At 59.4% G+C, this 14,111-nt stretch carries 15 protein-coding genes; 3 read left to right on the top strand and 12 right to left on the bottom strand.

The window, feature by feature from the left end; all coding sequences use genetic code 11:
• Positions 1–89 precede the first annotated feature (89 nt).
• On the bottom strand, positions 90–1,355 hold the full coding sequence (locus tag LJU29_RS23660; RefSeq protein WP_257111247.1) for an Hsp70 family protein: 1,266 nt from the start codon (positions 1,353–1,355) through the stop codon (positions 90–92).
• Between the two features lie 326 nt (positions 1,356–1,681).
• Between LJU29_RS23660 and cbpA the strand changes: the two genes are divergently transcribed.
• Positions 1,682–2,626: a curved DNA-binding protein gene (gene cbpA, locus LJU29_RS23655; protein WP_005732125.1), complete on the top strand. Its 945-nt coding sequence runs from the start codon at positions 1,682–1,684 to the stop codon at positions 2,624–2,626.
• Positions 2,627–2,701: 75 nt separating this feature from the next.
• On the opposite strand, the gene LJU29_RS23650 is transcribed toward cbpA, so the two are convergent.
• Complete coding sequence (locus tag LJU29_RS23650) at positions 2,702–3,832, bottom strand: sensor histidine kinase (RefSeq protein WP_005753184.1); 1,131 nt, start codon at positions 3,830–3,832, stop codon at positions 2,702–2,704.
• 160 nt (positions 3,833–3,992) lie between these two features.
• Between LJU29_RS23650 and LJU29_RS23645 the strand changes: the two genes are divergently transcribed.
• Both LJU29_RS23645 and LJU29_RS23640 read left to right on the top strand, forming a co-directional pair.
• The gene (locus LJU29_RS23645) at positions 3,993–4,388 is read left to right on the top strand and encodes a thioredoxin family protein (protein ID WP_054076841.1); all 396 of its coding nucleotides are present in this window, start codon (positions 3,993–3,995) and stop codon (positions 4,386–4,388) included.
• The gene (locus tag LJU29_RS23640; RefSeq protein ID WP_054076840.1) at positions 4,385–4,639 is read left to right on the top strand and encodes a hypothetical protein; all 255 of its coding nucleotides are present in this window, start codon (positions 4,385–4,387) and stop codon (positions 4,637–4,639) included. The genes LJU29_RS23645 and LJU29_RS23640 overlap by 4 nt, the downstream gene beginning before the upstream one ends.
• A gap of 69 nt (positions 4,640–4,708) precedes the next feature.
• Here LJU29_RS23640 and ureC read toward each other — a convergent pair whose 3' ends face one another.
• From ureC to urtB, 10 genes are all read right to left on the bottom strand, one after another.
• On the bottom strand, positions 4,709–6,409 hold the full coding sequence (gene ureC / locus LJU29_RS23635) for an urease subunit alpha (protein WP_002555404.1): 1,701 nt from the start codon (positions 6,407–6,409) through the stop codon (positions 4,709–4,711).
• A 331-nt stretch (positions 6,410–6,740) separates the two neighbouring features.
• Positions 6,741–7,049 carry an urease subunit beta gene (locus tag LJU29_RS23630; RefSeq protein ID WP_002555403.1) on the bottom strand — a complete coding sequence of 103 codons (309 nt, stop codon included), beginning with the start codon at positions 7,047–7,049 and terminating at the stop codon, positions 6,741–6,743.
• Entirely contained in the window at positions 7,046–7,579 is a 534-nt protein-coding gene (locus LJU29_RS23625) for a GNAT family N-acetyltransferase (RefSeq protein ID WP_257111246.1), read from the bottom strand. The genes LJU29_RS23630 and LJU29_RS23625 overlap by 4 nt, the downstream gene beginning before the upstream one ends.
• A 10-nt stretch (positions 7,580–7,589) precedes the next feature.
• Entirely contained in the window at positions 7,590–8,132 is a 543-nt protein-coding gene (locus LJU29_RS23620; protein ID WP_054995484.1) for a GNAT family N-acetyltransferase, read from the bottom strand.
• A 10-nt stretch (positions 8,133–8,142) separates the two neighbouring features.
• Positions 8,143–8,445: an urease subunit gamma gene (gene ureA / locus LJU29_RS23615; RefSeq protein WP_002555400.1), complete on the bottom strand. Its 303-nt coding sequence runs from the start codon at positions 8,443–8,445 to the stop codon at positions 8,143–8,145.
• Positions 8,446–8,747: 302 nt separating this feature from the next.
• Positions 8,748–9,593 carry an urease accessory protein UreD gene (locus LJU29_RS23610; RefSeq protein WP_054996585.1) on the bottom strand — a complete coding sequence of 282 codons (846 nt, stop codon included), beginning with the start codon at positions 9,591–9,593 and terminating at the stop codon, positions 8,748–8,750.
• A gap of 52 nt (positions 9,594–9,645) precedes the next feature.
• Positions 9,646–10,344, bottom strand: a complete 699-nt coding sequence (gene urtE / locus LJU29_RS23605; protein WP_257111245.1) for an urea ABC transporter ATP-binding subunit UrtE — start codon at positions 10,342–10,344, stop codon at positions 9,646–9,648.
• A gap of 96 nt (positions 10,345–10,440) precedes the next feature.
• A complete protein-coding gene (gene urtD, locus LJU29_RS23600; RefSeq protein WP_257111244.1) occupies positions 10,441–11,301 on the bottom strand; it encodes an urea ABC transporter ATP-binding protein UrtD in 861 nt (286 codons plus the stop codon).
• On the bottom strand, positions 11,298–12,377 hold the full coding sequence (gene urtC / locus LJU29_RS23595; RefSeq protein ID WP_257111243.1) for an urea ABC transporter permease subunit UrtC: 1,080 nt from the start codon (positions 12,375–12,377) through the stop codon (positions 11,298–11,300). Before urtC ends, urtD begins: the two co-directional genes overlap by 4 nt.
• Positions 12,377–13,966 (bottom strand): urea ABC transporter permease subunit UrtB, encoded by a 1,590-nt coding sequence (gene urtB / locus LJU29_RS23590; protein WP_057453112.1) that lies wholly within the window; start codon positions 13,964–13,966, stop codon positions 12,377–12,379. Before urtB ends, urtC begins: the two co-directional genes overlap by 1 nt.
• Between the last annotated feature and the right edge of the window lie 145 nt (positions 13,967–14,111).

The raw sequence follows: 14,111 nt of genomic DNA, 5'->3' as shown, positions 1-14,111 counted from the left end.
GACGCAGAGCGTCACGAACGGCATTCCCACGCTGGAGCGTGAGGAACGATAGTTCTTTAACTACCGTGCCTGCGCTCCGAGTCATGCCACTAGCCGTAACGCTTCTTCGCTTCAATCGCCAGGCCGCTGCCGATGCTGCCGAAGATGTTGCCTTCGAAGTGGCGGGCGTTGGGCAGCATCGCCGAGACGCTGTTGCGCAGGGCGGGAATGCCGCTGGAGCCGCCGGTGAAGAACACCGTGTTGACCTGTTCGACACTCACGCCCGCGTCGCTGAGCAAGTTCGTCACGCTGTTGCGCACGCGCTCAAGCTGAGCGTCGATTGCCGCCTCGAACATCACCCGGCTCAGGTCCACACTCAATCCTGCTTCCACCCGGTCCATTGGCAGATGGCGGTTTTCAGCGTGGGTCAGCTGGATTTTGGTTTCTTCCACTTCCATGGCCAGCCAGTGCCCGGCGCGCTGTTCGATCAGCTTGAACAGGCGGTCGATGCCACCCGTGTCTTCAATGTCATAACGCATGCTGCCCAGCGCCAGCTGCGACTTTTGCGAGTACACCGCATTGATGGTGTGCCAGGTCGCCAGGTTCATATGGTGGCTGGTCGGCATGTAGGCACCGCTTTTCATACGGCTGCCGTAACCGAACAGCGGCATCACGCCTTGCAGGCTCAGCTGCTTGTCGAAGTCGGTGCCGCCAATGTGCACGCCGCCCGTGGCAAGAATGTCCTGTTGGCGATCATCGTGCTGGCGTCGCTCGGGTGACAGGCGCACCAGCGAGAAGTCCGACGTACCGCCGCCGATGTCGACAATCAGTACCAGCTCTTCGTCTTTGATGGTGGACTCGTAGTCGAATGCCGCAGCAATAGGTTCGAACTGGAACGACACGTCCTTGAAGCCGATCTTGCGGGCCACTTCGGCCAGTGTGTCTTCGGCTTCCTGATCGGCCTGTGCATCGTCATCGACGAAATGCACCGGGCGACCCAGTACCACTTGCTCGAACTCGCGTCCGGCCGTGTGCTCGGCGCGTTTTTTCAGCTCGCCGATAAACAGCGCCAGCAAATCCTTGAACGGCATCGCCGTGCCCAGCACGCTGGTGTCATGCTTGATCAGCTTTGAGCCCAGCAGGCTCTTGAGCGAGCGCATCAGGCGGCCTTCATAACCTTCCAGATACTCGTGCAGCGCCAGGCGGCCATACACCGGGCGGCGTTCTTCCATATTGAAGAACACCACCGACGGTAGAGTAATCTTGTCGTCCTCCAGCGCGATCAACGATTCCACGCCGGGTCGTTGCCAGCCGACGGTGGAGTTGGACGTGCCGAAATCGATGCCGCAGGCACGGGCCGGGGATTGGTCATTCATGTCTTTTACGTTCCAGTCAAAAAACGGCCGCGCAGTTTATGTCAGCGCGCGCCAATTGCGTAGCGCGACACGTCGCTTATATTTACTTGGCTGTATTTACCGTCAAGGCTTGAACTGAAGCCCGTTACCCCCAATCTTGAAGGGATTCTCGGTAGACCTGGCTGTCGAACACGATGTTGTCGAGTGATCGACCCGTCTGCAAAGACGGCCGGCTATCTATAAATTTTCGACGTTAGGTAATCCAGATACCTCGTAAACAGAGGGAGCTGGGCGCGTGACGCCAGCGTATCTGGCTTTGCCGGATAATTCGGATGGGTGATCGTTACATGGATTTCAAAGACTACTACAAGATACTTGACGTTGAGCCGACTGCGGACGACAAGGCGATCAAGACCGCCTATCGCAAACTGGCGCGCAAGTATCACCCTGACGTCAGCAAGGAAGCAGGCGCTGAAGACAAGTTCAAGGAAGCGTCCGAAGCCTATGAAGTGCTCAGCAGCCCTGACAAGCGCGCTGAGTACGATGAGCTGCGCAAGTACGGTCGGCAGGGTCGTCCGTTCCAGACGCCGCCAGGCTGGCAAAGCCGGGCTGGCGCAGGCGCTGGAGGATTCGAGGAAACGGCAGACTTTTCAGAATTTTTCAGCTCCATTTTCGGCGGCCGGCCACAGCAGGGCGGCCGTACCCGCAACCCCGGGCGTACCGGGCAGGACGTTGAGATGGAGCTGGCAGTCTTCCTTGAGGAGACCTTGTCGGGTGAGTCCAAGCAGGTCAGCTTCAAGGTGCCGCAGCACAGCCCCAACGGGCAGCGCATGAGCGATATCACCAAGACCCTGAACGTGAAGATTCCTGCGGGCGTCGTCGACGGCGAGCGCATTCGTCTCAAGGGCCAGGGCGCGCCAGGAGTGGGCGGAGGTGCCAACGGCGATCTGTACCTGATCATTCGCCTGGCACCGCATCCGCTGTTCGAGGTCGAGGGCCATGATCTGGTCATCACCGTTCCACTGGCGCCCTGGGAAGCAGTGCTGGGCACCAAGGTGGCGGTACCGACGCTGAACAGCAGGATCAACCTGACCATCCGCCCGGACAGTCAGAACGGTCAGCGTCTGCGGATCAAGGGTAACGGCTTGATGAACAAGAGCGGCGAGCGGGGCGACCTTTACGCCCAGCTGAAAATCGTCGTGCCCAAGCACACCGACGAGGCAACCCGGGCACTCTGGCAGAAACTGGCAGACAGTGCCTCGTTTGATCCCCGGGCGCAGTGGAAGGGTTGAGCGTAGCAGTCTTGCGATTCTGTCTTTTCTGAATGGGCTGATGCGCCACCCGCATCAGCACGCAATCAGCCTCGATCAGTTTTTCGGCAGCACCACATTGAAGGTCGTGCCCTCACCAATGGTCGAGGTCACAGTGATGCTGCCACCGTGGGCGTTGACCACTTCCTTGACGATGAACAGGCCAAGACCCAGGCTGGTCGATGTACTGCGTGTTTCGCTGTTTTCCTCGGTGCTGCGCACCAGCGGATCGAAGATCGTCCCGATAGCGTCTTCGGCAATCGGCTTGCCTTCGTTGTGTACCACCAATATCACCGCTTTCTCGGCACCCGTAACACTGACCGTTATCTCGTGACTGGCCGCACCGTGCTGCAGAGCATTGCCGATCAGGTTCTGCAGCATCTGGCTGATCCGCCCGGCGTCCCAGTGCCCTTTGGTGTTGCCTTCGATGTTCAGCACCGGAACAGAGTCCGGTCGCCCGGCGCAGGCTTCCTCGATGGCTTCACGGCAAGCACTGGCCAAATCCATGTATTTGCGTTCAACCGGTAGCCCGGCGCCCAGGCGACTGCGCACGAATTCCAGCAGATCGCTGACCATCGAGCCCATATGGCGGGTGCTGGTCTGGATACGCGAAACATAGGACTGGGTCTTTTCGTCCAGCGCTATCTTGCGTGCCAGCAATTCCGTCGACATGCTGACGGCCTGCAGCGGCGCGCGCAGATCGTGACCCAGAATGGCAAGAAATATATCCCGTGAACGGCCAACCCGTTCCGCATAGGCAGCGGTGGATTCGGCAAGCGCCTCGTCGATGGCTTCGTTGAAACGAATCACGTCCTGAAAATCGGCCAGTTGCGGCGCTGCCAGGCTTTCTACCCAGAGGCGGATGACGCTGGCGCGCAGATGGCGAAATTCCGACGTCATCTGCACCAGATCAAAGCCGACCTCATGACGCAACTCGCCATGGCTGCTGGCTGCTTCGTCCAGGCTTGGCGTCTTGTTCAGCTCTTCGCCTCTGGCCTTGGCAATCTCCTCGCTTTTGCTCTGCGCGGTATTCATGTCCCGCGCAGCGGCGAGCAGGATCGACCTGGCATGATCCCGCAGCTCGGCTTTGCTCATCGTTTCTGCCGCCGGTTTCAGGGTCCTGGCGAAGTCTTCCCATTCATCGACAATGCGATCCACATGAACAACGATAAACTCGGAAAGGCGCATGGCCGACTACCTTGTTGGAGGAGCGTGACGGAAGATGGGCGCATATTACCTCCTTTGCATGACACGACAAACAGGGCGTTTACTGTCATTTCTGTCAGTAGACGCCCTTTTTTTGCAGGCCTATGTTCAATCAGCGATTAATTGAGTGGAGGGCTTGAGCATGAGTGTCATTACGGTTACGGACGCAACCTTTCAAAAGGAAGTTCTTGAAGCCAGCAAGATAAAGCCGGTTCTGGTCGAGTTTTCTACCAGGGCTAAAGAAAACAAACAAAAGCTGCCTAATGCCAGCGCAAAAATGGACGCCGTTATAGACGAGTTGGACGCAGTTTACGCGGAGCAAGTCAAATTCGTCAGGGTCGAGATCGAGTTGGATCCGGATTTGAAGGACACTCTGAATCCGGTGACTTCGAATATGTATGCCATCAACCATGGCCCGACGACCGTGTTGATCAAAACGGTCGAAGAAATAGCCGAAATAGTCGGTGGCTATGACAGGAAGTACGTAGAGGACAAGTTGAAAGCGTTCGCGGGGATTGATAACGGGGGTGCCAGATGATCAAGGCAGAATTCAAGGTGTTTATTGAAGAGCGCATCAAGCTGGCGGCGTTGCTCCTGGCCGACGGAAAAATCAGCGCTCGGGACGATATGGCAGAAGGGAAACTGAGCGTTTTACTCACATTGCGTCGAGCATTGTCTGGCAAGGGGACTGCGAAGGATCTGGGCATGCTCGACGCCATCAACGACTCGCTTCAGTTGTTACAGATACTTAACTCAAAAGAGACATTCCTGGGGCGTCTTGAGCCTTAGGACTTTAATCCAGGTAGTACGTCGAGAAACAGGGGCTCAACAAGAGCCCCCCTCCTTTCGAGCGCTTTGCTAGAACAGAAAATACCGTTGTGCCATCGGCAGCACATCGGCCGGTTCGCACCATAGCAACACGCCGTCGGCCTTGACCTGATAGGTCTGTGGGTCAACTTCGATGTCCGGCAGGTAGTCGTTGTGGATCAGGTCTTTCTTCTGCACGGTGCGACAGCCTTTGACTACGCCGATCTGCTTCTTCAGGCCCAGTGACTCCGGTACGCCTGCGTCGAATGCCGCCTGGCTGATAAAGGTCAGGCTGGTGGCATGCAGCGAGCTGCCGTAGCTGGCGAACATGGGGCGATAGTGAACCGGTTGCGGTGTCGGGATCGAAGCGTTGGCGTCGCCCATCAGGCTGGCGGCAATGGCGCCGCCCTTGAGGATCAGGGTCGGTTTGACGCCGAAGAATGCCGGACGCCACAGCACCAGGTCCGCCCACTTGCCGACTTCGATGGAGCCCACTTCATGGCTGATGCCGTGGGTGATCGCCGGGTTGATGGTGTATTTGGCGATGTAGCGCTTGGCGCGGAAGTTGTCGTTGCCGGGACCGTCCTGCGGCAGGGGGCCGCGCTGCTTCTTCATCTTGTCGGCGGTTTGCCAGGTGCGCATGATCACCTCACCAACCCGGCCCATGGCCTGGCTGTCGGAACTGAGCATCGAAAAGGCACCTAGGTCGTGAAGAATGTCCTCGGCGGCGATGGTTTCCCGGCGTATACGGCTTTCCGCGAATGCCACGTCTTCGGCGATGCTCGGGTCCAGGTGGTGGCAGACCATGAGCATGTCCAGGTGTTCGTCGATGGTGTTACGGGTAAAAGGCCGGGTCGGGTTGGTCGAGCTGGGCAGCACGTTCGGAGAACCACAGGCCTTGATGATATCCGGCGCGTGGCCGCCACCTGCACCTTCAGTGTGGTAGGTGTGGATGGTGCGGTTCTTGAACGCGGCGAGGGTGGTTTCGACGAAACCTGACTCATTCAGCGTGTCGCTGTGAATCGCGACCTGCACGTCGTATTCATCGGCAACGCTCAGGCAGTTGTCGATGGCTGCGGGTGTGGTGCCCCAGTCCTCGTGCAGCTTCAGACCGATAGCGCCCGCCTTGACCTGCTCGATCAGCGGGCCGGGCAGGCTGACGTTGCCCTTGCCGGTGAAGCCAATGTTCATCGGAAACGAATCCGAAGCCTGGAGCATGCGCGCCATGTGCCACGGACCGGGCGTGACCGTGGTGGCGTTAGTGCCAGTGGCAGGGCCGGTGCCGCCGCCGATCATGGTAGTCACGCCGCTCATCAGCGCTTCTTCGATCTGTTGTGGGCAGATGAAGTGGATGTGCGTGTCGACGCCGCCAGCGGTGAGGATCATGCCTTCACCGGCAATGACTTCGGTGGCCGCGCCGACCGCAATGGTCACGTCTGGCTGGATGTCCGGGTTACCGGCCTTGCCGATGGCTGCGATGCGTCCATTCTTGATGCCGACGTCAGCCTTGACGATGCCCCAATGGTCGATGATCAGGGCGTTGGTGATCAGCGTGTCGACCACATCGGCGGCCATTAGCTGGCCTTGGCCCATGCCGTCACGGATGACCTTGCCACCGCCGAATTTCACTTCTTCGCCATAGGTGGTGAAGTCCTTCTCGACCTCGATCCACAGCTCGGTGTCGGCCAGGCGAACCTTGTCGCCGACGGTGGGGCCGAACATGTCTGCGTAGGCTTGTCGGCTTATCTTCATCTTTCGTACCTCGGATTCAGAGCGGCAAGCTGCAGGCCGCAAACTGTAAGTTTTTCAAAGCGACCAGCGGCGAGCTGCAAGTCGTTAGTCGTCAAAGCTTTTGATCCTCGTGCCGAGTGCCCATCGTCATACACACGTCCCGATTGGATGCCTGCATGACCGTTGCGGCGATCCGCATTGCTCACGAAGACGTTAGTCCGAACGCGCTGTTTCTGGAGGCTGTACCGGCCTCTTCGCGAACAAGTTCGCTCCTACGGCCTTCGGCCAGAATCAAAAGCAGACTTGTATGTAACGATGAACGCGGAGCGTAGGAACGGTATTCAAAAAGGCTTCAATCCAGATCGCCCATTACCCGTCCGGCAAAGCCGTAGACCTTGCGCAATCCGGCCAGGTCCACCAGCTCGACTTCACGGGACTGGCCCGGCTCGAAGCGCACGGCGGTGCCGGCCGGGATATTCAGGCGCATGCCGCGGCTGGCGGCGCGATCAAAGGTCAGTGCGTCATTGGTTTCGAAAAAGTGGAAATGCGAGCCCACCTGAATTGGTCGGTCGCCGCTGTTGGCAACCGTCAGGCTGAGGGTACGGCGTCCGGCGTTGAGTTCGATATCGCCGGGCTGGATCTGGTATTGACCAGGGATCATGTCGGTTGCCCCAAGGTTTTAAAATAAATGGCGGTCGGATGAAGGCGACCGTCCGGTGTGGCGCAGTAGCCTGACAGTTCGCCGACGCGGGTGTAGGCCAGCGCGCTATAGAATGCTTCAGCAACCGAGCCCGCTTCGGTGTCCAGGTGCAACAGCCCGCGTTTGTGTTTCACGGCCGCCTGTTCAACGGCCTCCATCAATTGCCTGCCCAGGCCACGCCCGCGCGCCGCAGGCAGCACCATCAGTTTCTGTACTTCGGCGCGGTTCAGGCCGTTGGGCTTCTGGCACAGCGACAGTTGTGCACTGGCCAGGACGTTCTCGTTCTCGACCACCACCCACAGCAGCAGAGAGCCAGCGGCGACATCGGCTCTGAGCCCGTCGCACCAGCCGTAGGCCTGCGCCATGTCGAGGTCGGCCATGAAACCGACCGACGCGCCATCATGAACCGTATCGAACAACAATTGCGCCAGACCCTGGCGGTAATGCGCGAAGCTTTCGGCGGTGACGCGGCGCAGCTGTGCTGGATTCATGACGTGCTCTCTAAAGGGCGGAGGGGGCTTGCGAAGCCGGTGGCTGAGCACCGGGCGACAGGTCGAGCTGCATGAAGGTCAGGTCCAGCCAGCGGCCGAATTTGGTGCCGACCTGCGGCATTTGTCCGGTGGTCTTGAAACCCAGGCGATTATGCAGGGCGATGGACGCAGCGTTACCACTTTCGATCGCCGCGACCATCATGTGCTTGTCACAGTCGCGGGCGCGCTCGATCAAGGCGGCCATCAGACGCGGGCCCAAGCGTTTGCCACGCTGGTCAGCGCGCACGTAAACCGAATGCTCGACCGTATGGCGAAAGCCTTCGAACGGCCGCCAGTCGCCAAACGACGAATAGCCGAGCACTTCGCCTGCGGTGTCGGTCGCCACCAGAATCGGATAACCCTGACTCTGGCGAGCGGCGTACCAGGCCTGGCGGTTGGCCAGATCAACCGGCTGCTCGTTCCAGATAGCCGTGGTATTGAGCACTGCGTCGTTGTAGATCTCCAGAATGCCCGGCAGATCGTCCGGCAGGGCATCGCGAATCACGTCTTGCATGATCACTCCTTCAAGCAATCGGCTGATGCACGGTGACCAGTTTGGTGCCGTCCGGGAAGGTGGCTTCCACCTGAATCTCCGGGATCATCTCCGCAATGCCTTCCATGACCTGATCGCGGGTCAGCAGGGTCGTGCCGTAGTGCATGAGGTCAGCGACGGTCTGCCCGTCACGCGCACCTTCAAGCAGTGCGGCAGAGATGTAGGCCATGGCTTCCGGATAATTGAGCTTCACGCCGCGCGCCAGACGCCGTTCGGCAACCAGTCCGGCAGTGAATATCAGCAGCTTGTCTTTTTCGCGTGGTGTCAGGTCCATGGGGCTTCCGTTTGTTCAAATTCGGTGGTTGATCGTTCCCAGGCTTGAGCCCTCATCGTTATGTATAAGTCTGTTTTGGGTTCTGGCCGAAGGCCGTGGGAGCGAACTTGTTCGCGAAGGGGCCGGTGTAGTCGCCGAAAATGCAGCGCCTAAAACATTGTCTTCGCGAACACGTTCGCTCCCACGCCCTCCGGGCAGAAGCGCTAAAAGCCCCGATTTTCGGGCTTTTCAGGACTTATGTATCACGCTGAGTGTATCAGCGCCGAGGGTGTAGCCTGGAATGCAGAGCGTCCAGTCATCAATCAGGTGTTCCAGATTCTTGGCGTTACCGCCTCGCGTCCCAGCAGGGCAGGGCGCAGGTATTTCCAGATTTGTATCAGCCAGGCCCGCGCGTGCAGCGCTTCGTCTGCCAGGCAGCGAGCCACTACAAGGCCCGGCAATTGGGTCAGATCACCGCGTACCGGGTTGGGCATCGACAGCGAGCGACAGGCCTCAAGCAGATCGCTGCTCACTTCACCGGTCAGCAGCAGGGTGGCGCATACCGTTTTGCCGTCCAGGCCGATGGGCGAGTCCAGCAGCCCGTCGCCACCGATAATGCGTTGCCGTTCGTGCCAGAGCAATGTGCCGTCGCGACGGATATCCAGATGCGACTGAAAATGTCCCTGCTCGAAACGCTCGCCGCTGGCCGGACGGCCCAGTGCTACTACATCCCAGTAGCATAGCTTCGCGTCACCGTGCAGTTCTATGCGGGTGGTAAGTTCTGCCTGGGCATTGCTGAAGACGATGGTTTCCTGCGGCAGCCATTCCAGCGTCGCGCCGGGCTGGACATGCAGCTCCAGTTGCTGAAAGGCCGGGCTGGCGGCGCGATACCATTTCGCCGCGCCGGGGCTGGTCAGTTGTGCCCAGGCATCGGCACCGACCGTGGCTGAAATGTCCAGCCGGTCTCCCCCGGCGATACCGCCCGGTGGGTGAACGATGATGTGCTGGCACACCTGCGGTCCTTCGGCATACAGATGCTTTTGCACCCGCAGCGGCCCTTTGTGGCGACGTTGGGTCGGGCGTGTGCAGTCATCGAAACGGCCATAACCCAATTCCAGCTCGGCATGCCAGCTGGGGGTAAAAAGGGCGGTGTTGGCAGGCAGATTCATGGTGTCTTCATTGGCTTGTCGAGTGCAGCACGATAACGGATTGGCGCATTAATTAAATAGTCACCAGACCGCGAACCCCTTCGGTCTCCATGTTCTCGCCACGGCCCTGCTGGACGATTTCTCCCCGCGACATGACCAGGTATTGATCGGCCAGTTCCGCCGCGAAGTCGTAGAACTGCTCGACCAGCAGAATCGCCATGTCGCCGCGCTCGGCCAGTTTTTTGATCACTGCGCCGATTTCCTTGATCACCGAGGGCTGAATACCTTCGGTGGGTTCGTCGAGAATCAGTAAGCGTGGACGACTCGCCAATGCCCGGCCTATCGCCAATTGCTGCTGCTGACCACCGGACAGATCGCCGCCACGCCGATGTTTCATCTGCAGCAGCACCGGGAACAGCTCGTAGATAAATGCCGGCACTTCCTTTGCTTCGGAGTCCGGAAAGCGTGACAGGCCCATCAACAGGTTTTCCTCGACCGTCAGCCGGCCGAATATTTCCCGGCCTTGCGGCACGTAAGCAATCCCGGCATGCACCCGCTGATGCGTCTTGAACTGGGTGATGGCCTTGCCTTCCCAACGCACCGAGCCTTCCTTCGACGGCAACAAGCCCATCAGCACACGCAACAACGTGGTCTTGCCTACGCCATTGCGGCCCAGCAGGCAGGTGACTTCACCGACCTTCACATCAAACGACAGACCACGAAGAATGTGGCTGCCACCGTAATACTGATGAAGCTTTTCGACTTGGAGCATGGTGAATGTTCTCGTCGGTTGCAGCGTAATCGTAATGTTGGGACGCGGGGCGTCTGGACAGGTATTTCCGTGCCGCGCGCCGATCAGTTCGTTGCGTCAGCGCCCTAAATACACTTCGATTACGCGTTCGTCGGCCTGCACGTCGTTCAGCGAGCCTTCGGCCAATACGCTGCCTTGGTGCAGCACGGTGACGTGGTCGGCAATCGAGCCGACGAAGCCCATGTCATGCTCGACCACCATCAGTGAGTGTTTGCCGGCCAGGCCCTTGAACAGCTCGGCGGTGAATTCGGTTTCGGCGTCGGTCATGCCCGCCACCGGCTCGTCGAGCAGCAGCAATTGCGGATCCTGAACCAGCAGCATGCCGATCTCCAGAAACTGCTTCTGGCCGTGAGACAGCAAGCCCGCCGGGCGGTGCATGGAGGTGGTCAGGCGAATGGTTTCCAGGACTTCGCGTATCCGGTCCTGCTGTTCGCCGCTCAACCGCGCACGCAAACTGGCCCATACCGATTTGTCGGTCTTTTGAGCCAGTTCAAGGTTCTCGAACACGCTCAAGGCTTCGAACACCGTCGGCTTCTGGAACTTTCGGCCAATTCCGGTCTGAGCAATCTGCACTTCGCTCATCTGCGTCAGGTCCAGCGTTTCGCCGAACCAGGCCTTGCCGTGGCTGGGGCGGGTCTTGCCGGTGATGACGTCCATCAGCGTGGTCTTGCCAGCGCCGTTGGGGCCGATGATGCAGCGCAGCTCGCCCACGCCGATGTACAGATTCAGATCGTTCAGTGCCTTGAAACCGTCGAAGCTGACGCTGATGTCTTCCAGCGTCAGGATCGTGCCGTGTCGTGTGTTCAGCCCTTTGCCAGCGCTTTTGCCAAGGCCTACCGCATCGCGGCTGGTGCCTGCATCAGAGTTGGGTGCCAGAACCGGTTCAAGCATGAACGACGGGGTAGGAGTGGTTTTCATTGCTCGCTCCTTTTCTTCAGCAAGCCGATCACGCCTTTGGGCAGGTACAGCGTGACGATGATGAACAGCGCGCCGAGAAAGAACAGCCAGTATTCCGGGAAAGCCACGGTGAACCAGCTTTTCATGCCGTTCACCAGACCCGCACCCAGCAATGGGCCGATCAACGTGCCACGGCCGCCCAATGCTACCCACACTGCTGCTTCGATAGAGTTGGTCGGCGACATTTCGCTGGGGTTGATGATGCCGACCTGCGGCACATACAGGGCCCCGGCCAGGCCGCACAGTACGGCACTCAAGACCCAGACAAACAGCTTGAAGCCGCGCGGATCGTAACCGCAGAACATCAGGCGGTTTTCCGCATCACGCAACGCCGTCAGAACCCGGCCGAACTTGCTCTGCGCCAGGCGCCAGCCGATGTACAGGCTGGCAATCAGCAATAAGACTGTCGCCAGGAACAGCGTTGCTCTGGTTCCTTGGGAACTGATGCTGAAACCCAGAATGCTGCGAAAGTTGGTAAACCCGTTGTTGCCGCCAAAGCCGGTCTCGTTGCGAAAGAACAGCAGCATGCCGGCAAACGTCAGGGCCTGGGTCATGATCGAGAAATACACACCCTTGATCCGCGAGCGGAAGGCGAAGAAGCCGAACACCAGCGCCAGCAGCCCAGGTGCGAGGACCACCAGACACAGCGCCCAGAGGAAATTGTCGGTGCCTGCCCAGTACCACGGCAGTTCGGTCCACGACAGGAACGTCATGAACGCAGGCAAACCATCACCTGCGGCCTGGCGCATCAGGTACATGCCCATGGCATAGCCGCCCAGTGCGAAGAACAGGCCGTGGCCCAGCGACAATAGCCCGGCGTAGCCCCAGACCAGATCCAGCGCCAGGGCGACAATGGCGTAGCAGAGGATTTTGCCCACCAGGGTCAAGGTGTAGGCCGAGACTTGAAAGCTGTTATCGGCAGGCAACAACGACAGCATCGGCAGTGCCAGCAGCACAGCCAGTATCACAAAGCCTGCGGTCAACGTGCCTTTGGGGCCGACTTTTTGTGCGGCAGTTACCATCAATGGCTGGCTCATCAGTCGATCACCCGTCCTTTCAATGCGAAGAGGCCTTGCGGACGTTTCTGGATAAACAGAATGATCAGCGCCAGTATCAGGATCTTGCCCAATACAGCGCCGATTTGCGGTTCGAGAATCTTGTTGGCAATGCCCAGCCCGAAGGCCGCCATCACGCTACCGGCCAGTTGCCCGACACCGCCGAGCACCACCACCAGGAATGAGTCGATGATGTAGCTTTGGCCAAGGTCGGGGCCGACGTTGCCGATCTGGCTCAGGGCGACGCCGCCCAGACCTGCAATGCCCGAGCCCAGACCGAATGCCATCATGTCGATGCGCCCGGTCGGCACACCGCAGCAGGCAGCCATGTTGCGGTTCTGGGTCACAGCACGCACGTTCAGACCCAGTCGAGTCTTGTTCAACAGCAGCCAGGTCAACACGACCACGAACAGGGCGAAGGCGATGATCACGATGCGGTTGTAAGGCAATACCAGGTTAGGCAGCACCTGAATGCCGCCTGACAGCCATTGCGGGTTGGCGACTTCAACGTTCTGCGCGCCGAAGGCCAGACGTACGGCCTGAATCAGCATCAGGCTGATGCCCCAGGTGGCGAGCAGGGTTTCCAGTGGACGGCCATACAAGTGACGGATGACCGTACGTTCCAGGGCCATGCCGATCACGGCGGTGACAAAGAACGCCACCGGCAGTGCGATCAGCGGATAGTATTCGATGGCGCCCGGCGCATAGCGCTGCAGCATCAGTTGCACGACATAGGTTGAATAGGCGCCCAGCATCAGCATCTCGCCATGGGCCATGTTGATCACCCCAAGCAGGCCGAAGGTGATCGCCAGGCCCAGCGCCGCCAGCAGCAGGATCGACCCCAGCGACATGCCGCTGAACGCCTGACCGAGGATTTCACCGATCATCAGCTTGCGCTTGACCTGTGCCAGGCTGGTTTCAGCCGCCACGCGTACCGAAGCGTCGGTTTCCACGCCGGGCGCCAGCAATGACTCAAGACGGGTACGCGCCAGCGGGTCACCGGTTTCACCCAGCAGTCGCACGGCAGCCAGACGTACTGTCGGGCTGGAGTCGACCATTTGCAGGTTGGCCAGCGCCAGGGCCAGGGCGCTTTTGACGCTGGAATCGGTTTCGCTGGCGACACGTTCGGTCAGCAGCTCCAGTTGTGCAGGGCGAGCGCTTTTTTGCAATTGCAGGGCTGCTGCCATGCGCAGTTGCGTATCGGCTGCCAGCAGTTGGTGGCTGGCCAGCGCTGTTTCAACCAGACCACGCAGCCGGTTGTTCAGGCGCAGTTTGCGCGGTTCGTCAGGAGTTGGGGCGTCGGCTGCTGCAGGGGCTTGTGCATCGACCGGCACGTATTGATCGTTGTTTTCGATCCAGGCGCGCTTGCTGCTGTCGGCGGCAACACGCCCATCGCGTAGAGCTTCAAGCAGTTCAACGCGTTCCGCTGTCGGCTTGGCTGCCCATGCCTCCAGCAGCTCGGCCTGTTGTGCAGAACTGGCTGCGACAAAATCACTGGCATCGCTGGCCTGAGCTGCAAGGGGCAGCAGCAGGCTGATAGCGAGGATGAAACGGTAGAAGTAGGAAGGCATATCAATATGGCCTTGATTGAGTGTGGCGCCGTCTGCTCTTGATTCTGGCCGAAGGCCGTGGGAGTGAACTTGTTCACGAAAGGGCCGTTACATTCACTGAAGATGTATCGTTTGAACAGCCGACTTCGCGGACAAGTCCGCTCCT

This window comes from Pseudomonas ficuserectae (assembly GCF_024584585.1).
Classification (GTDB): domain Bacteria; phylum Pseudomonadota; class Gammaproteobacteria; order Pseudomonadales; family Pseudomonadaceae; genus Aquipseudomonas; species Aquipseudomonas amygdali.
The sequence above is the reverse complement of the archived record's forward strand: the minus strand, read 5'-3'. Positions and strand labels throughout refer to the sequence as shown.